This window comes from Streptomyces durhamensis, assembly GCF_000725475.1.
GTDB lineage: Bacteria > Actinomycetota > Actinomycetes > Streptomycetales > Streptomycetaceae > Streptomyces > Streptomyces filipinensis.
The window spans coordinates 1-17,067 of the sequence record NZ_JNXR01000030.1 but is presented as its reverse complement, the minus strand read 5'-3'; the positions used below and the strand labels follow the sequence as shown (position 1 = coordinate 17,067).

General features: G+C 71.5%; 15 protein-coding genes. 5 read left to right on the top strand and 10 right to left on the bottom strand.

Going from position 1 to position 17,067, the window contains the following annotated elements; genetic code table 11:
- Nucleotides 1-85: 85 nt before the first annotated feature.
- Genes IO33_RS0133960 through IO33_RS0133945 form a run of 4 tightly spaced genes read right to left on the bottom strand, consistent with a single transcriptional unit; the run spans nt 86 to nt 4,811 of the window.
- On the bottom strand, nt 86-961 hold the full coding sequence (locus IO33_RS0133960; protein ID WP_051927123.1) for an AAA family ATPase: 876 nt from the start codon (nt 959-961) through the stop codon (nt 86-88).
- A 15-nt stretch (nt 962-976) separates the two neighbouring features.
- A complete protein-coding gene (locus IO33_RS0133955; RefSeq protein ID WP_031172230.1) occupies nt 977-1,831 on the bottom strand; it encodes an FAD binding domain-containing protein in 855 nt (284 codons plus the stop codon).
- Complete coding sequence (locus IO33_RS0133950) at nt 1,828-4,314, bottom strand: xanthine dehydrogenase family protein molybdopterin-binding subunit (RefSeq protein WP_031172228.1); 2,487 nt, start codon at nt 4,312-4,314, stop codon at nt 1,828-1,830. Before IO33_RS0133950 ends, IO33_RS0133955 begins: the two co-directional genes overlap by 4 nt.
- Nucleotides 4,311-4,811, bottom strand: a complete 501-nt coding sequence (locus IO33_RS0133945) for a (2Fe-2S)-binding protein (protein WP_031172227.1) — start codon at nt 4,809-4,811, stop codon at nt 4,311-4,313. Before IO33_RS0133945 ends, IO33_RS0133950 begins: the two co-directional genes overlap by 4 nt.
- 247 nt (nt 4,812-5,058) lie before the next feature.
- Here IO33_RS0133945 and IO33_RS48135 point away from each other — a divergent pair, with 247 nt between their 5' ends.
- Complete coding sequence (locus IO33_RS48135) at nt 5,059-7,281, top strand: elongation factor G (RefSeq protein WP_031172224.1); 2,223 nt, start codon at nt 5,059-5,061, stop codon at nt 7,279-7,281.
- A gap of 83 nt (nt 7,282-7,364) precedes the next feature.
- Complete coding sequence (locus tag IO33_RS0133935; RefSeq protein WP_037686692.1) at nt 7,365-9,230, top strand: cellulase family glycosylhydrolase; 1,866 nt, start codon at nt 7,365-7,367, stop codon at nt 9,228-9,230.
- 56 nt (nt 9,231-9,286) lie between these two features.
- On the opposite strand, the gene IO33_RS0133930 is transcribed toward IO33_RS0133935, so the two are convergent.
- On the bottom strand, nt 9,287-10,540 hold the full coding sequence (locus IO33_RS0133930) for a YncE family protein (protein WP_031172220.1): 1,254 nt from the start codon (nt 10,538-10,540) through the stop codon (nt 9,287-9,289).
- A gap of 149 nt (nt 10,541-10,689) precedes the next feature.
- On the opposite strand from IO33_RS0133930, the gene IO33_RS0133925 reads away from it, so the two are divergent.
- Both IO33_RS0133925 and IO33_RS0133920 read left to right on the top strand, forming a co-directional pair.
- Nucleotides 10,690-11,352 (top strand): TetR/AcrR family transcriptional regulator, encoded by a 663-nt coding sequence (locus tag IO33_RS0133925; RefSeq protein WP_031172218.1) that lies wholly within the window; start codon nt 10,690-10,692, stop codon nt 11,350-11,352.
- A 143-nt stretch (nt 11,353-11,495) separates the two neighbouring features.
- Complete coding sequence (locus tag IO33_RS0133920; RefSeq protein ID WP_031172215.1) at nt 11,496-12,518, top strand: alcohol dehydrogenase; 1,023 nt, start codon at nt 11,496-11,498, stop codon at nt 12,516-12,518.
- A gap of 142 nt (nt 12,519-12,660) precedes the next feature.
- Here the strand turns inward: IO33_RS0133920 and IO33_RS0133915 are convergent, their stop codons facing one another.
- Together IO33_RS0133915 and IO33_RS0133905 are read right to left on the bottom strand one after the other, a co-directional pair.
- Entirely contained in the window at nt 12,661-13,890 is a 1,230-nt protein-coding gene (locus IO33_RS0133915) for a glycosyltransferase (protein ID WP_031172214.1), read from the bottom strand.
- Between the two features lie 172 nt (nt 13,891-14,062).
- Nucleotides 14,063-14,272, bottom strand: coding sequence for a hypothetical protein (locus IO33_RS0133905; protein WP_031172212.1), 210 nt, complete (start codon nt 14,270-14,272; stop codon nt 14,063-14,065).
- 148 nt (nt 14,273-14,420) lie between these two features.
- Between IO33_RS0133905 and IO33_RS53850 the strand changes: the two genes are divergently transcribed.
- Nucleotides 14,421-14,909, top strand: coding sequence for a DUF397 domain-containing protein (locus IO33_RS53850; RefSeq protein ID WP_342448373.1), 489 nt, complete (start codon nt 14,421-14,423; stop codon nt 14,907-14,909).
- Here IO33_RS53850 and IO33_RS0133900 read toward each other — a convergent pair.
- From IO33_RS0133900 to IO33_RS0133890, 3 genes are all read right to left on the bottom strand, one after another.
- Complete coding sequence (locus IO33_RS0133900) at nt 14,906-15,763, bottom strand: helix-turn-helix domain-containing protein (protein ID WP_031172210.1); 858 nt, start codon at nt 15,761-15,763, stop codon at nt 14,906-14,908. The genes IO33_RS53850 and IO33_RS0133900 overlap by 4 nt on opposite strands.
- A 213-nt stretch (nt 15,764-15,976) precedes the next feature.
- Nucleotides 15,977-16,330: a hypothetical protein gene (locus IO33_RS0133895; RefSeq protein WP_031172208.1), complete on the bottom strand. Its 354-nt coding sequence runs from the start codon at nt 16,328-16,330 to the stop codon at nt 15,977-15,979.
- On the bottom strand, nt 16,327-17,067 hold a 741-nt coding region (locus IO33_RS0133890), incomplete at its 5' end, for a cytochrome c oxidase subunit I (protein WP_037686673.1). The genes IO33_RS0133890 and IO33_RS0133895, both read right to left, overlap by 4 nt.

Sequence of the window (17,067 nt, the reverse complement as noted above, 5' to 3'; positions counted from 1 at the left end):
GGCTCCCGTCGTGAGTGCGTGCCGAAGGACCCGGCGTCCGCTGCGGGCGGCGGGTTCGCGCCGCTCCCGGTCGTGGTCACCGCCCTCACCCGCCCCGGGCCGCGAGGACCGCCGCGAGATCGAGCCCCCGCGCCCGGTCCGTGTCCTCCCGGTACTTCAGCACCGAGCCCAGTGTGGCCACCGCCAGCTCCGCGTCCACCTCGCTCGCCCCCAGCGCGTCCAGGGCCTCGGCCCAGTCCAGCGTCTCGGCGACACCCGGCGGTTTCAGCAGGTCCGCGCCCCGCAGCGCCTGCACCAGCGCCGTGACCTGCTCGGCCAGCCGCGCCGACACCCCGGGCAACCGGCGCCGCACGATGGCCAGTTCGCGGGCGAAGGAGGGATGGTCGAACCAGTGGTAGAGGCACCGCCGCTTCAGCGCGTCGTGCACCTCGCGGGTGCGGTTGGAGGTCAGGACGGCGACCGGCGGATCCTCGGCGCGCAGCGTGCCCAGCTCCGGGATGGTGACCGAGTACTCGGACAGCAGCTCCAGCAGGAACGCCTCGAACTCGTCGTCGGCCCGGTCGATCTCGTCGACCAGCAGCACCGACGGCTGGGTCTGCAGGGCCCGCAGCAACGGCCGTGCGATCAGGAAGCGCCGGTCGTACAGCTCGCTCTCCAGCCGGTCCGCGTCCGTCACCCCGGCCGCCTCGGCCGCTCTCAGATGCAGCAGCTGCCGCGGGAAGTCCCAGTCGTACAGGGCCTGCGAGGCGTCGATGCCCTCGTGGCACTGGAGCCGGATGAGCGGCGCGCCGAGCGCCTCGGCGAGGGCGGCGGCGAGCGCGGTCTTGCCCACGCCCGCGTCGCCCTCGCAGAACAGCGGCCGGTGCAGTCTCAGGGCCAGGAAGCAGGTGACGGCCAGCCCTTCGTCGACGAGGTACCCCGTCTCCTCCAGGCGGGCCCGCACCTGCTCCGGGTCGTCCATCCGGGGAATGGGCGCTCACCCCATTCCGGTCGCTGTCAGCACCGCCCGCCTGGTCAGCACCCGTGCCAGGTGCTGCCGGTATTCGGGCGAGGCGGACAGGTCCTGCGACGGCCGGGTGCCCTCGGCCGCCGCCTCGGCGGCCCGGGCCACGGCCGCGGAGCCGTCGGCACCGGCCAGCTCCCGTTCGGCCGTGGTGGCCCGCAGTGGGGTCGCGCCCATGTTGGTCAGCCCGATGCGGGCCTCGGCGACGCTCCCGTCGGCACACCGGACCAGCGCGGCGACGCCGACGATGGCCCAGGACTGGGCGACGGGGTGGAACTTCTCGTAGTGGAAGCCCCAGCCGTCCCGCTTCGGGATCCGCACCTCCGTCAGCAGTTCGTCGGGTGCGAGCGCGGACTGGAGGTAGTCGACGAAGAACTCGCGGGCCGGGATCGTGCGCCGCCCGCCCGGGCCGGCCACGACCAGCTCGGCGTCCAGGGCCAGCGCCACGGCGGGCAGGTCCCCGGCCGGGTCGGCGTGGGCCAGTGAGCCGCCGAGGGTGCCCCGGTGCCGTACGGCCGGGTCGGCCACCGTGGCCGTGGCCTGCGCCAGCAGCCCGGCGTGCGCGCGTACCAGCGGGTCGTGGACCACCTCGTGGTGCGTGGTCAGCGCGCCGATGACGAGCGCGTCACCGTCCTCGCGGACCCCGCGCAGTTCGGGGATCCGGCCGACGTCCACGACCAGTTCCGGGAAGGCCAGCCGCAGCCGCAGCAGCGGCAGCAGGCTCTGCCCGCCGGCCAGCACCTTCGCCTCCTCGCCCGCGTCGGCGAGCGCGCGGACCGCCTCGTCCACGCTCGTGGGGCGGGTGTACTCGAACGCGGGGGGAATCATGCCGAACCCTCCTCACCCGGCTGGCCGTACTGGCCCAGCTCGCCGGACTGCGCGGCCTGGCCGGACTGCCCGGACTGGGCCGGACCGGTGCCGCCGGTCCCGCCGGCCGCGGTGGCCCCGCCGGACCGTGCCTCCTGGATGGCCTGCCACACCCGGTGCGGCGAGCACGGCATCCGTACGTCCCGCACGCCCAGGGGCCTGAGCGCGTCCACGACGGCGTTGACCACGGCGGGTGTCGAGGCGATCGTGCCGGCCTCCCCGACTCCCTTGACCCCGAGGGCGTTCGAGGCCGCCGGTGTCTCGGTCCGGTCGGTCGTGAACTCCGGCAGGTCGGCCGCTGACGGTACGAGGTAGTCGGCCATGGTGCCGGAGACGAGGTTGCCCTCGGCGTCGTACACGGCCTCCTCGTAGAGTGCCTGCGCGATGCCCTGCGCGAGTCCGCCGTGCACCTGCCCCTCGACGATCATCGGGTTGACGACATGGCCCACGTCGTCGACGCTGACGTACGACCGGATCGTCGTCTTCCCGGTCTCCGTGTCGACCTCGACCGCGCACAGGTGGGTGCCGTGCGGGTAGGAGAAGTTCTCCGGGTCCACGACGTGCTCGGCGTTGATGGTGGGCTCGACGCCGTCGGGCAGGTCGTGGTTGGTGAACGTCTCGAAGGCGATCTCCTGGATGGTCTTGCGTGCCTCCGGCGAGCCCTTGACGGAGAACACCCCGTCCCGGAAGTCCAGGTCCTGCTCGCTCGCCTCCAGCAGGTGGGCGGCGACCTTCCGGGCCTTCTCGACGACCGACGTCGCCGCCCGGTGCACGGCCTCGCCGCCCACGGCCAGCGACCGTGAGCCGTAGGTGTCCATACCCTGCGGGGCGGCCTTGGTGTCGCCGTGCACCACCTCGATGTCGTCGAAGGGCACCCCGAGCACGTCGGCGGCGATCTGGCTCCAGCAGGTCTCGTGGCTCTGCCCGTGCGGGCTGGTGCCGGTGACCACCTCGACCTTGCCGGTGGGCAGCATGCGGATGCTCGCCGCCTCCCAGCCGCCGGCCCCGTACCGCAGGTCGCGCAGCACCCGGCTCGGTGCCAGCCCGCACATCTCCGTGAAGGTCGACACGCCGATGCCGAGGCGTACGGTGTCGCCGCGTTCGTTGCGCCGGCGCTGCTCGGCGCGCAGGCCGTCGTAGCCGAACAGGGCGAGCGCCTTCTCGGTGGCCGCCTCGTAGTTGCCGCTGTCGTAGGTCAGTCCGGCGACCGTGGTGTACGGGAACTCCTCGTGCCGGATCCAGTTCCGGCGCCGTACCTCCACCGGGTCCAGGCCCAGTTCGACGGCCAGCTCGTCCATGGTCCGCTCGATGGCGAACGTGGCCTCCGGGCGTCCGGCGCCGCGGTAGGCGTCGGTGGGGGTGCGGGTGGTGAACACGCCGGTGCAGGTGAACGCGTAGGCGTCCATCTTGTAGATCGCCGGGTACATGAAGGCGCCGAGGATCGGGATGCCGGGGGTGACCAGCATCAGGTAGGCGCCCATGTCGGCGAGGAGGTCCACCTTCAGGCCCAGCAGGCGTCCCTCGCGGGTGGCGGCGATCTCGATGTCCTGGATCATGCCGCGGCCGTGGTGGGTGGCGAGGTAGCCCTCGGAGCGGGACTCGGTCCACTTCACCGGCCGGCCGAGCCTGCGCGCCACGGCCAGCGCCAGCACCTCCTCGCCGTACACCTGGAGCTTGGAGCCGAAGCCGCCGCCCACGTCCGGGGCGATCACGCGGAGCTTGTGCTCGGGGATCCCGGTGACCGTCGCCAGCATGATCCGCAGGATGTGCGGGATCTGCGTCGCCGAGTACACCGTGTACTCGCCGGAGGCGGCGAGCGGGGTGACGACGACCGCGCGCGGCTCCATGGCGTTGGGGATCAGCCGCTGCTGGTGGTAGCGGCGCTTCAGCGTCACCTCGGCGCGTTCCCGTACCGCGTCGAAGCTCTCGCCGGTGGCCAGCGGCCAGGTGTAGCAGCGGTTGGTGCCCTTGTCGGAGTGGACCAGCGGGGCGTCCTCGGCGAGGGCGGCCTCCAGGTCGAGGACCGGGGGCAGCGGGTCGTAGTCGACCTCGATCGCCTCCAGCGCGTCGGCGGCGGCGTACCGGTCGCGGGCCACCACGACGGCCACGGGATCGCCCGCGTAGCGGACCTCCTCGACCGCGATCGGCGGATGGTCGGGCTGCACGATGTCCTCGGTCACCGGCCAGGCGCAGGGCAGCGATCCGAGCCCCTCGGCGAGGTCGGCGCCGCTGAACGCCGCGACGACACCGGGGCGTTCGAGGGCGGGGGAGACGTCGACGCGGGTGATGCGGGCGTGGGCCATCGGGCTGCGCAGAACGGCCAGGTGCAGCAGCCCGGCCACCTGGATGTTGTCGGTCCAGTTGGTCTGGCCGGTGATCAGGCGGGCGTCCTCCTTGCGCAGCCGCGAGCGGCCGACCTCGCCTTCGACGGCCTGGCCGGTCATGCCGTCACCCCCTCGCCGACCTGGTGCCCGGAGGCGTCCTGCTGTGCGGACGCGGCGAGCACCGCGCGGACGATGTTCTGGTAGCCGGTGCAGCGGCAGAGGTTGCCCTCCAGGGCCTTGCGGATCTCGTCCGGGCCCGGGTGCGGGTTCTCGCGGAGCAGGTCACGCGCCGCCATGATCATGCCCGGGGTGCAGTAGCCGCACTGCAGCCCGTGCTTCTCGTGGAACGCGCGCTGCAGCGCCGTCCACTCGCCGTCGCGGGCGAGCCCCTGGATCGTCGTCACCTCGCACCCGTCCGCCTGGACGGCGAGCACCGAGCAGCTCTTCACGGTCGCCCCGTCCAGGTCGACCGTGCACGCCCCGCAGTTGGAGGTGTCGCACCCGATCGGGGTGCCGGTCAGACCGAGGCGGTCGCGGAGGTAGTGGGCCAGGAGGAGACGGGGTTCCACGTCGTCCTCGTACGTCGTGCCGTCCACCTTCACCGAGATGTGGGTCATGTGCCCTCCAGACCGTGCGGGCGAGGGAAATCAGCCACCGGGCGTGATGTAGGTCACCCTACGACCGCGCTCTGGTCGCGGCGAGTGCTGCGGAGGGTGTCGGTTGAGCGTTAATCCATTGCCGCGGGTCCCGCTGTCTGCTGCACTGCGCGGTACCCCGACGTCACACAGAGAGGACCAGCGATGCGCGCTGCGTGCATGTCCACCCAGGAAGGAACCCACCCCGTGCCGAAGGACATCACGCTCAGTGCATCTGCTCAATCTCGGAATCCTCGCCCATGTCGACGCCGGTAAGACCAGCCTGACCGAACGGCTGCTGCACACCGCCGGAGTGATCGATGAGATCGGCAGCGTCGACGCCGGCAGCACCACCACCGACACGCTCGCGCTGGAACGGCAGCGCGGTATCACCATCAAGTCCGCCGTCGTCTCCTTCCCGCTCGACCGCGTCACCGTCAACCTCATCGACACCCCCGGCCACCCGGACTTCATCGCCGAGGTCGAGCGGGTCCTCGGAGTGCTCGACGGCGCCGTCCTGGTCGTCTCGGCCGTCGAGGGCGTCCAGGCGCAGACCCGTGTGCTGATGCGCACCCTGCGCCGGCTGCGCATCCCCACCCTGATCTTCGTCAACAAGATCGACCGGCGCGGCGCCCGCGAGGACGCGGTACTGCGCCGGATGGCCCAGCGGCTGGCCGTACCGCTCGTCCCGATGGGGCGGGCCGCCGGTCTCGGCACCCGCGCCGCCCGCTTCGTGCCCGGGCTCGGCCCGGCCGCGCTGGAGGCGCTCGCCGACCACGACGACGACCTGCTCGCCGCCTACCTGGGCGGCGGGGTGCCCGCGGACCGGCTGCGCGCCGCCCTGGCCGCCCAGACCCGGCGCGCACTGGTCCATCCGGTGTACTTCGGCTCCGCCATCACCGGAGCGGGCGTGCCCGAGCTGACCGCCGGCATCGAACGCCTGCTGCCCACCGCCGACGGCGACCCGGACGGCCCCCTGTCGGCCACGGTGTTCAAGGTCGAACGCGGCCCGGCAGGGGAGAAGGTGGCCTACGCCCGGATCTTCTCGGGCACCTTGCGCATCCGCGACCGCATCCCGTTCGGGGACGGAAGCGAGGGGGACGCCGTGACCGGCGCCGGAGGTCAGGATCAGGCCGCCCGTGCCCGGGGCGCCGAAGGCCGGGGCCGGGACGACCGCGGTCGCGGGGAGCACAGGGCCCGCGACGGTCAGGTCACCGACGGTCCCACGGCGGGCCGCTCCGGCGATGACCATGAGCGGCGGCCCGCCGCGGACGGCCGTGCGCAAGGTCCGGCCGCCGTTGCCGGGGTGTGCGGCCGGGCCGCCGAAAGCCACGCGGAGTGTCGGGCTGTGGGGCGGGTCACCGGGCTCAGCGTGTTCGACGGCGGGAGCGACGTGCGGCGGGACAGTGCCGGTGCCGGGCGGATCGTCAAGGTGCGGGGGCTCGGCGGTATCCGGATCGGCGACGCGCTCGGCCGGCCGCGGCAGGCGTACGGGCACCACTTCGCGCCGCCCACCCTGGAGACCGTCGTCGTCCCCGGCGCCGGCACGGACCGGCGCTCCCTGCACCTCGCGCTCACCCAGCTCGCCGAACAGGACCCGCTCATCGGGGTCCGGCACGACGACCTGCGCGGGGAGACCTCCGTGTCCCTGTACGGCGAGGTGCAGAAGGAGGTCATCCAGGCGACCCTCGCCGACGAGTACGGCCTGGACGTCACCTTCCGCGAGACGACGACCCTGTGCATCGAACGGCCGGTCGGCACCGGGCATGCCGTGGAGTTCAACAAGAAGGACGACAACCCGTTCCTGGCCACCGTCGGCCTGCGTGTCGAGCCCGCACCGCCCGGTTTTGGCGTGCGGTTCCGGCTGGAGGTGGAGCTGGGCTCGATGCCGTACGCCTTCTTCAAGGCCGTCGAGGACACCGTCCGCGAGGCGCTCGGTCAGGGCCTGCACGGCTGGCGGGTCCCCGACTGCACGGTCACCATGACCCACTCCGGCTACTCGCCCCGTCAGAGCCACGCCCACCAGGGCTTCGACAAGAGCATGTCGAGCACCGGCTACGACTTCCGGGGCCTGACCCCGCTCGTCCTGACCGAGGCGCTGCGCCGGGCCGGCACCCTGGTGCACGAGCCCCTGCACCGCTTCCGGCTGGAGGCTCCGGCCGACACGCTCGGCACCCTGCTCCCGGTGCTCGCCCGGCTGGGCGCCGTACCGGAGACGACCGCCGCACGCGGCGCGGCCGTCGTGCTCGAGGGCACGGTGCCGGCGGCCCGGGTGCACGAGCTGGAGCAGCGGCTGCCCGGTCTGACCCGGGGCGAGGGGGAGCTGGAGACCGCCTTCGACCACCACGCCCCGGTCACCCGCGGCACGGTCCCCGAGCGGCCGCGCACCGACCACAACCCGCTGAACCGGAAGGAGTACCTGCTCAACGTGACACGCAGGATGGGCGATTGACGGGGCAGAACTGACCAACAGTCAACTTACCTGCGAGTCAGGTGGTATTGACGCCGCCCGGACCTCGTCGGAGTGTGGTGGACATGCCGAATATCCGGGTGCGCCTGCTGGTCGTTCTCGTCGCCCTCTGCGGATTCACGGCGGTGGCGGGCCTCCCGCCCGCCGCCGCCGCTCCCGCCGTCGCCCCCACCGACTCCCTCTGGTTCGACGGCGCCCCGCTCACCGTCCAGGGCGGCCGCTTCACCGACGGCCAGGGGCGCGAGATCGTCCTGCGCGGCTACAACGTCTCCGGCGAGACCAAGCTGGAGGAGCACGGCGGCCTGCCCTTCGCCTCGGTCGCCGACGCCCAGAAGTCCGCGGCCGCGCTGCGCGCCCTCGGCGGGGCGAACACGGTCCGCTTCCTGCTCTCGTGGGCCCACGCCGAACCCGTGCGCGGCCAGGTGGACACCGGGTACCTGGCCGCCGTCACCGAGCAGTTGCGCGCTTTCCTGGACGCGGGCATCCGCGTCTTCCCGGACTTCCACCAGGACCTGTACTCCCGCCACCTGTTCCACAGCGGCAGCTGGTACACGGGCGACGGCGCCCCCGAGTGGGCCGTGGTCGCCGGGAGTTATCCGGCCGAATCCTGCGGCATCTGTCTCTTCTGGGGACAGAACATCACCCAGAACGCGGCCGTGCAGAAGGCGCAGCACGACTTCTGGCACAACGCCCACGGCCTCCAGGACGCCTTCCTGGCCACCGCCGGTACCGCCCTGTCCTATCTCCGGGAGCACCTGAGCGCGGCCGAGTTCGCGGACGTCGCCGGCTTCGACCCGTACAACGAGCCCTATGCCGGCGCCTACGACTCCGGACAGTCCTCCCGCACCTGGGAGAAGGACCTGCTGTGGCCGTTCTACGAGAAGTTCCGCGCCCGCATGGACGCCGCCGGCTGGCAGGACAAGCCCGCCTTCGTGGAGCCCAACCTCTTCTGGAACGCCAACATCTCCACCCAGAAACAGGAGGGCGGCCTGCTGGACGCGGGCACGCTCGGCCCGCGTTACGTCTTCAACACGCACTTCTACGACCAGAAGGCCATCTCCGGAATCCTGATGTGGGGCAAGGCGGGCGACGGCCAGTACGCCTCCGACCTCGCCACCGTCCGCGACCGGGCCTCGGCCGCCGGCACCGCCGCCGTGGTCAGCGAGTTCGGCCATCCGCTGTCCGGCGCGGTGTCCGACAAGGCGCCGACCGTGCTGAAGGCCATGTACCAGGCCCTCGACTCCCGGCTGCCGGGCGCGAACTGGTGGAGCGACCCCGAGGCCTCCGGGCCGGTGCTCTCCGGCATCCAGTGGCAGTGGGACCTCTACAACGGCCGGCACCACGAGCTGATGAACGGCAACCCCGCCAAGGTGCTCACCTCCGGCGACGCCTGGAACGACGAGGACCTCTCCGCCGTACGGCTGGACGACTCGGGGAACGCCGTCCTGCGCCAGGACGCCCGGCTGCTGGACCGCCTCTACCCGAGCGCCACGGCCGGCACCGCCCTCGCCTTCACCTACGAGGACCGCTCCCGCGACGGCTCGACGACCCTCACCTGGAACCCGGTGCCCCCTTCCCTGCCGAACGTGGCGAAGCTGGTGGGCTCGGGCCGGTACGGGCTGCTGGTCTGGCGCTCCGGCGACGGCACCGCGCCCACCGAGCTGCACCTGCCGGCCTCCTTCCCCACCGCCTCGACCACCGTCGTCTCCGACCTGGGCGCGGTCCACGGCCCGCCCGCCTACGGCGCCTCCGCCCCGGTCGCCGTCGCCCCCGAACCGGGCGGCACGGGCGGCCGCCGCCTGCTGCTGACCGACCAGGACTCCGGGGTCCCGCACTTCGCGCTGGTGACCGACGGGGACACCGCGCCCGCGGCGGACGTCCTGGCCGCGGCCCGGTCCGAACTGGCCGGGTGGGTGGCGGCGCACTGGTGAGCACAAGCCGTACGGCCCCCGGGAAGAGTGGGGTCACCCGGGAGGCCGTACGGCGCTCAACCCCCTGCCGGTCCCGTCCAGTCGGCCGGGACGTGTCCCAGCCGGACGCGCTGCGGATGGTCGCCGACCGGCACGGACAGCACCTTCCGGCCGGTGGCGAAGTCGATGGCCGTGATCCGGTCGGCACCGGCCTCGGAGATGACGCAGTCCCTGCCGTCGCCGCTCACGGTCGCCCAGTACGGCGTCGACGCGGTGACGAGCGGGCCGACGTCGAAGGACGCCCGGTCGACCACGGTCGCGTAGTCGTCCATGGTCCCGGCGACACACAGCTTGGTGCCCTCGGGGTTCATCGAGATGCCGTGGTGACGCGAGTCCAGCAGCCAGGTGGTGCGGTCCGGGTTGGTCGCCGGGTTCGCCGGCAGCGTCTTCACCCGGGTGATCCTGTCCGTGGCCACGTCGTACTCCAGGAAGCCGTTGAAGAACGACACCTGGAAGTAGAGCTTGGACCAGTCGGGCGTGAAGGCGGCGGGCCGGACCGCGTCGGAGAAGTCCTTCAGCCCGATCGCGTCCAGCCGCTGCCGCATGTCGATGGTCCTGACCTGCTTGAACGTGGCCGCGTCGACGACGGTGATGTGGCGGTCGCCCTTGGTCCAGTCCCAGCCCGGGGCGTCCAGGGAGGTGGTGACCTCGCCGATGGACATGTTCCAGATGTACTTGCCGCCGTCGGTGAAGAAGTTCTCGTGCGGCTTGTCCCCGGTGCCGAACTCGCCCAGTTCCCTGCCGGTGCCGATGTCCAGCACCTGCACCTTGTTCGCGGTCGAGGCCGAGACGGCGACCCGGGTGCCGTCGGGTGAGACCGCCATGTGGTCGGCGCGGTAACCCGCCACCGGGAAACGCCAGTTGACCTTGTCGGTGGCCAGGTCGATGGAGACGACGTCGGCGAAGCTGGGCCGGGAGACGACCAGGGACCTGCCGTCGGGCGTGGAGTACATGTCGTCCGCGTACTGGTCGTGTCCCTCGCCGACCTCGTTGCGGATGGACGTGTAGTAGATCCACTTGACCGGGTCGGCGTTGATCTCCGCCAGCCGCTGGGCCTTGTCGGGGACCACGTCGATCCGGCCGACCTTCGCGAAGTCGCCGGAGGAGCGGATGACATCGGCGGTGCCGTCCCAGTTGTTGCCGACGAACAGCACCTCGCGCAGGCCCTCGGCGGTGCCGCCCGCGGCTGAGGCGGCGGTCGCCGGGCCGGCGACGGTCAGGGCGAGCGCGGCGGCCACGGAGCACAGGTGCCTGGTTCTGGAGGCAGGCATGACTGCTCTCTTTCCTCGGGGGAGTGTCGGGGAATCTGAACACGGTCGCGTTCACAGTGGACTTACTGAAAAGTAAGGAGGGGGCGGCCTACTCGACAAGATGTGTGCACGACAAGATTGGGCTACCGGTGGGTGACAAGGGGGGAAGCATGACGGGCAGGCTCAGGGCGCCGAAGGGACGCTACGGCGGCCGGTCCGCTGAGGAACGACAGGCCGAGCGGCGCCGCCGTTTCCTGGACGCGGCCCTGGAACTGTTCGGCGGCAGCCCGGGCTACCGGGGGACGACGATCGCCGCACTGAGCCAGGCCGCCGGACTGTCCACCCGCCAGTTCTACGAGGAGTTCCGCACCCTGGAGGACGTCCTCGGCGCGCTGCACCTGGAGGTCAACGACTGGGCGGAACAGGCGGTGCTGGAGGCCCTCGCCACGGCGGACGGGCTGCCGCTGGCCGAGCGGGCCTCCGTGCTCTTCCACGCCTACGCCCACGACGTCACCTCCGACCCGCGCCGCGTCCGCATCACCTTCATGGAGATCGTCGGCGTCAGCCCGCGCCTGGAGGAACAGCGCCTGGCCCGCCGGGCCCGCTGGATCGACCTGATCCGGGCGGAGGCGGACGCGGCCGTGCTGCGTGGGGAGGCGGCCCCCCGTGACTACCGGCTCGCGGCGACGGCCTTCATCGGCAGCGTCAACGGACTCCTGCACGACTGGAGCGCCGGCTGGGTGGACGCCACGCTGGACGAGGTGGTGGACGAGCTGGTGCGGCTGCTGCTGGGCATGCTCCGGCCGGCGGGCTGGCGCCCCGCGACCGGCTGACCCGGAGGCCTGCGGAGCCAGTCGACGCAGGTCAGGGCGGTTCCGGACGGCTCGGCGCGCGCGATGGGCCGGGAGCTGGTCTGCTGGTGCGGGGGCGTCGTACCCGTGTCCCGGAATCCGGCCGACACCGACGGGAGAACCAGATGAGTACCTATCGAGTCGCGCAGGTCACGGCCGCGGGCGGCCCGTTCGGGCTGGTCGAGCGGGAGGTGCCCGAGCCGGGACCCCGTCAGGTGCGGATCGCCGTGGAGGCCTGCGGCATCTGCCACAGCGACGCGCTCTTCGTGAACGCCGCGCTGCCGGGCGTGACCTTCCCGGTGGTCCCCGGGCACGAGATCGCCGGGCGGGTGGAGGCGCTCGGCGAGGGAGCGCAGGAGTGGGGCTGGCAGGTCGGCGACCGGGTCGCGGTCGGCTGGTTCGGCGGCAGCTGTGGCCACTGCACGGCGTGCCGGCGCGGCGACTTCATCGTGTGCCCCCGGCTGAAGGTCCCCGGCTGGGCCTACGACGGCGGCTTCGGCGAGCGGGTGATCGCGCCCGTCGACGCCCTGGCCCGGATTCCCGACGCGCTGTCGGCGAGCGACGCCGGGCCGTTGGCGTGCGCGGGCGTGACCGTCTTCAACGGGCTGCGGCGCAGCTCGGCCCGGTCCGGCGATCGGGTGGCCGTGCTCGGCCTCGGCGGCCTGGGTCACCTCGGGGTGCAGTACGCGGTGGCGCTGGGCTTCGAGACCGTGGGAATCGCCCGGGGCCCGGAGAAGGCCGACTTCGCCAAGCGCCTGGGCGCCCACCACTACGTCGACAGCACCTCCGGCACCCCGGTCGCCGAGGCCCTGCAGTCCCTCGGCGGTGTGAACGTCGTGCTGGCCACGGCCGGGAACTCCGAGGCGATCACGGCCACCGTGGACGGTCTGGCGCCCCGCGGCGAGCTGGTGGTCATCGGCGCGGACACCGAACCGATGGGCGTCAACCCGGCCCAGCTGCTGATGGCCGCCCGGGTCGTGCGCGGCCACCCGTCCGGTACCTCGCAGGACGTGGAGGACACCATGGCCTTCAGCGCCCTGCACGGCATCCGCCCGATGACGGAGACCGCCCCGCTGGACGACGCGAACGAGGCCTACCAGAAGATGCTCGCCGGCAAGGCCCGCTTCCGGATGGTCCTGACCACCTGACCGCCTGACCTCACGGCCCGGCCCGGCCATCGCCGATCGGCGGTGCTCGTCACCGGTCGCCCCGGAGGCCGGGCTCCGCCGCCGCTCGTCTGCCGCCGGACCCGGAGTCCGGCCCGGGCGGTGTTCGGCGCCGGGCGGTGGGTCAGCCGTCGAGCCGGTTCAGCGCCGCCAGTACGGGTGCGGCGCCGTCCTCCTCGCGGATGCGGGCGCCCAGTGAGCGCGCCCGCTCCCGGTACGCCGGCTCGCGGGTCGCGCGGACCAGTGCGGAGGCCAGGGCGTCCACGGTCAGCCGGCGCAGCGGCACGACCTCGGGGGCGACCCCCAGCGCGACCAGCCGGGCGGACCAGAACCCCGCGTCGAACTGCACCGGCACCGGCACGGCCGGCACCCCGGCGCGCAGCCCCGCCGCCGTCGTCCCGGCACCCGCGTGATGGACCACGCCGGCCATCCGGGGGAAGAGCAGTGCGTGCGGCACGTCGTCGATCGTCAGCATGTCGTCGCCGTCCGCCGCGAGGCCGCCCCAGCCGCGCTGGATCACCCCGCGCAGCCCGGCCCGCCGCAGCGCCGCGACCACCTGGGCGCTGAGCCGGCCGGCGTCCGGCACGGTGGCGCTGCCCAGGCCGACGAAGACCGGGGCCGGGCCGGCGTCGAGGAACTCCCGGACCCGGACCGGCAGTTGTGTCTCCGTGTCGTACGGCCACCAGTAGCCGCCCACCGTGAGACCCGGCCGCCAGTCCCGGGGCCGGTGCACCACCAGGGGGCTGAAGCCGTGGTGCACCGGCCAGTGCCGCCGCTCCCGGGCCCGCCGCGCCGCGGCGGTGCGCAGCGGGGGCAGTCCGAGCCGCTCACGCACCCGGGGGACGGTGGCCGCGAACACATGCTCCACGGCGAGGCTCACCCCGTGTCCGGCGAGCCGGTTGGCCGCCCCTCCCCACCGGCCGCCGCCGAGCACGGCGGGTGCGAACTCGCGTGTGCTGGCGAGGGGTTGCAGATAGACGCCCATGCTCGGCATCCGCAGCCCCTCGGCGATCGTGTGCCCGAGCGGGGCCAGTGAGGCGGACAGCAGCAGCACCTCGGCGTCCCGGGCCGCCGAGAGCAGGTCCTCGGTCATCCGCCCGACCAGCCGCCGCGCCAGGTCCACCACCCGCACCAGCTTCCCGGCGCCGCTGGCACTGCGGTGCAGACCCCGGCCGCGCGGGGACTCCAGCTCCGCGCGCGGATCGAGCGGCAGCGCGTGGAACCGTACGCCGGAGCCCGTCACCAGCGGTTCGAAGCGGGCATGGGTGACCAGGGTGACCTCGTGACCGGCCCGGGCGAGCCGGTGCCCCAGTCCGGTGTAGGGGGCCACATCGCCCCGGGACCCCGCCGTCATGATCGCAACGCGCACGAGGGCCAGTATGGCGGCACTCCCGGCCAACGGCACGAAGGTCGTCGTCGGGGGCTGCAACGGCCAGGCCGGCCAGCGGTGGTGCCCGGCCTGACCACGTGTGGTGGTGTGGCCTGCCGTCAGCCCGTTGCGCGTGGAAGACGGCAGGCCTGGGGACTCAGCGCAGCAGTTCACGGATCTTCAGCAGCAGCATGGTGACGGCGATGAAGGTGCATCCCGCCCATTGGGCCGCATCCAGGATCGAGGCGTGGAGCAGGACGGCCAGTACGCCGGCTGCGAGACCCGTTAACAGGCCGACCAGTACGGAGATGAGGACCAGAAGCACCCGCTGCGGGAGTTCGCTCGGAGGGAGAGGCGGCGGGGTCACCGGGCACCTCCCCGTGAGTGGGGTATCTCCTCGACGGACAGCGGACCCACGTGCGTTGCCCTGCCGTGGGCCTGGCCGGTGCCGCGACTCGCGTTACTATCTGCCATGAGGCTTCCTGGTTCAGTTGTGTGGACGAAGGTGCTTCGCGATGGGGGAGTGCTCGGACGATGCTTGCCGGCTGACCGAGGGCTCCCCTTCTCGCTGGAACGAGCTCCCGCATCTCCTGGCTGAAAAACCTCTTGCCGAATTGCGGGGGATCACCGGGTTGCTTTGTCAACTACTCATAGTCTCCTCCCGTCCCAGGGAAGGGTCGTCGTGTTTTCGCAGCCTTGGCAGTCATAGCCGCTGCCGTCATACTGGCGGCAGACGCCTGAACGTACCGAGGATGCCGCGGTGCAGAACTGGGGGAGTGGTGGCCTTACCGGATCCGATGCTGGTGTGGCGCAAGAGTTCCGCCAGTGGACCAGCCGGAGATAATTGTGTCGAGGTCTCCTTGGGTAGCCGCGTTGTGGTCAGGGACTCGAAGGTGAAAGGCGGCCCCTGTTTCGCTGTGAGCTCCCTCGCGTGGAGTTCTTTCCTGGTTTCCGTGCGCCGCATATCCGGCGCGTCCCGCGGCCGAAGTCAGGGCGAGATCTAGACACTGACCTGAGTAAGATCTTCACGCCAGACGGCGACTGGTTTCGCGTAGCGGTTCTCGACCTCCCAGAACGCCTCGAGATAGTCCTCGACGCTGCGCTGTACACCGACGATCGCTTTGTTGTTCAGAATCACACTGCCGTCGGGGTTTTCGAGGTACACCACCCTTTCCTGTTCGACCTTGGCGAACTCGAAAATCACGTACGGCGAGCGCAGCAGCGGGTACAGTCCGCTTGTGAAAGGCACGACGCCCACGTTCACATGGTCCAGTGAGCTGACTGCCTCCAGGTGATCGAGCTGTGCCTTCATCACAGCCGGGCTTCCGACGACCCGCCGCAGAGCGGCCTCGTCGATCAGGAAGCGGAGCTCCGTCGTCGAGGACTCCCCGAGCGTGCGTTCCTGGCGCTTCATGCGCAGATCCAGCAGGTCGTCCTTCTCCGGTACGACGGACTGCTGGAGAATGGTGCGCGCGTAGGCCTCGGTCTGCAGCAGACCAGGGACGAACAGTGCTTCGAAATTCCGGATGACCGATGCGGAAGCCTCGTAGCCGAGATATGCCTGGAAGCCCTCCGACAGCAGTGACCGGTAGTCGTACCACCAGGGCTGCCGCCGGGCCTCCTCCGCGGCCCTGCGCAGTTCGGCCGCGCTTTCCGCGGAAAGGCCGTAGAAGCCGATCAGGGCCTTGAGGTCCGTCATGGAGATCCGCACCCTTCCTGACTCCAGGCGCATCACTTTCGACAAGGACCATCCCGTCTCCTGCGCCACATCCGGCTGCGAGTACCCCGCCTTTTTGCGTGCTTCCTGGAGCTGGGAGCTCAGAAGCTGGCGGTAGAACATCGGGTCGGCATCGGGCATGAAGATCTCCTTTTTGGTGCCACGGGTCGCATCGAAGCCCGGCGCTCTGACCGTATTCAGGACGACCAGCGTCGTAAGGCTACGGGTATTTCTGCCACGTGTCACTATGCCTCACGGCCCCTCGGTTGCGCAGGCAACTCGGGAGAGGGTCGTGAGGCGGGAGAGGAAAAACGAATCTGATGAGGGCTTTTATTCGAGGCTTGATCGGCCGGTTCACCCAGAAGGGTGATTCAGGAGCAGCCCTGACGCCGTCAGCGTCGCGCAGCCCAGCAGGAACCAGGCGAGCAGACGCTGCCGCAGCTTCCTGTATCTCCTCTCGTACGCCTGCCGCAGCTCGCCGGCACGCTCGGCGGTGCGTCGCCAGGAGATGCGGGCGCATGCGAGGTACTCCGCCTCGAACCGACGCTCCAACTCCTCCCGCTGATCGCCTGTCAGCCACAGGAGCGGGGCGCTGAAGTCCGCGGCGGCCCTGCGGCCCTCCTCGCGGGCTGCCGCGAGCAGCAGATGGCCCTCCAGCGCGTGCGCGAGGGCACGGGCGTCGGGGGAGCCGTCGTCCACGGACGTCATGACGTCGTCAGCTCGCGCTCGGGGAGCGGGCCTTCCACTCCGGGATGGTGAAGATCGAACGCCGGGGATTCGCTGCGGATCCGCGGCAGGGTGCGGAAGTTGTGCCGCGGCGGCGGGCAGGAGGTCGCCCACTCCAGCGAACGGCCGTAGCCCCATGGGTCGTCGCTCTCGACCGGCTCGCCGTACTTGGCCGTCTTCCAGACGTTGTAGAAGAACGGGAGCAGCGAGGAGCCGAGCAGGAGCGAGAAGATCGTGGAGACCGTGTTGAGCGTGGTCAGCCCCTCGGCCGCGAGATAGTCGGGAATCCGGCGCTGCATTCCGTTCGTGCCCAGCCAGTGCTGGACCAGGAAGGTGCCGTGGAAGCCGATGAACAGCGTCCAGAAGGTGATTTTGCCGAGGCGCTCGTCCAGCATCTTGCCGGTCCACTTGGGCCACCAGAAGTGGAACCCGGCGAACATCGCGAACACCACCGTGCCGAAGATGACGTAGTGGAAGTGGGCCACCACGAAGTAGGTGTCGGAGGTCGCGAAGTCGATCGGCGGGGAGGCGAGCATGACACCGGTCAGCCCGCCGAAGACGAACGTGACGAGGAAACCCATCACCCACAGCATGGGCGTCTCGAAGGACAGGCTGCCGCGCCACATGGTGCCGATCCAGTTGAAGAACTTCACGCCGGTCGGGACGGCGATGAGGAACGTCATGAAGGAGAAGAACGGCAGCAGCACACCGCCGGTGAC

Bases quoted from the DNA above. Each gene is read 5' to 3' on its own strand.
- IO33_RS53850 (WP_342448373.1), top strand. From the start codon at position 14,421: ATGGGGGAGTGCTCGGACGATGCTTGCCGGCTGACCGAGGGCTCCCCT.
- IO33_RS0133895 (WP_031172208.1), bottom strand. From the start codon at position 16,330: ATGACGTCCGTGGACGACGGCTCCCCCGACGCCCGTGCCCTCGCGCAC.
- IO33_RS0133915 (WP_031172214.1), bottom strand. From the start codon at position 13,890: ATGACGGCGGGGTCCCGGGGCGATGTGGCCCCCTACACCGGACTGGGG.
- IO33_RS0133955 (WP_031172230.1), bottom strand. From the start codon at position 1,831: ATGATTCCCCCCGCGTTCGAGTACACCCGCCCCACGAGCGTGGACGAG.
- IO33_RS0133950 (WP_031172228.1), bottom strand. From the start codon at position 4,314: ATGACCGGCCAGGCCGTCGAAGGCGAGGTCGGCCGCTCGCGGCTGCGC.
- IO33_RS0133920 (WP_031172215.1), top strand. From the start codon at position 11,496: ATGAGTACCTATCGAGTCGCGCAGGTCACGGCCGCGGGCGGCCCGTTC.
- IO33_RS0133935 (WP_037686692.1), top strand. From the start codon at position 7,365: ATGCCGAATATCCGGGTGCGCCTGCTGGTCGTTCTCGTCGCCCTCTGC.
- IO33_RS0133930 (WP_031172220.1), bottom strand. From the start codon at position 10,540: ATGCCTGCCTCCAGAACCAGGCACCTGTGCTCCGTGGCCGCCGCGCTC.
- IO33_RS0133945 (WP_031172227.1), bottom strand. From the start codon at position 4,811: ATGACCCACATCTCGGTGAAGGTGGACGGCACGACGTACGAGGACGAC.
- IO33_RS0133960 (WP_051927123.1), bottom strand. From the start codon at position 961: ATGGACGACCCGGAGCAGGTGCGGGCCCGCCTGGAGGAGACGGGGTAC.
- IO33_RS0133925 (WP_031172218.1), top strand. From the start codon at position 10,690: ATGACGGGCAGGCTCAGGGCGCCGAAGGGACGCTACGGCGGCCGGTCC.
- IO33_RS0133900 (WP_031172210.1), bottom strand. From the start codon at position 15,763: ATGCCCGATGCCGACCCGATGTTCTACCGCCAGCTTCTGAGCTCCCAG.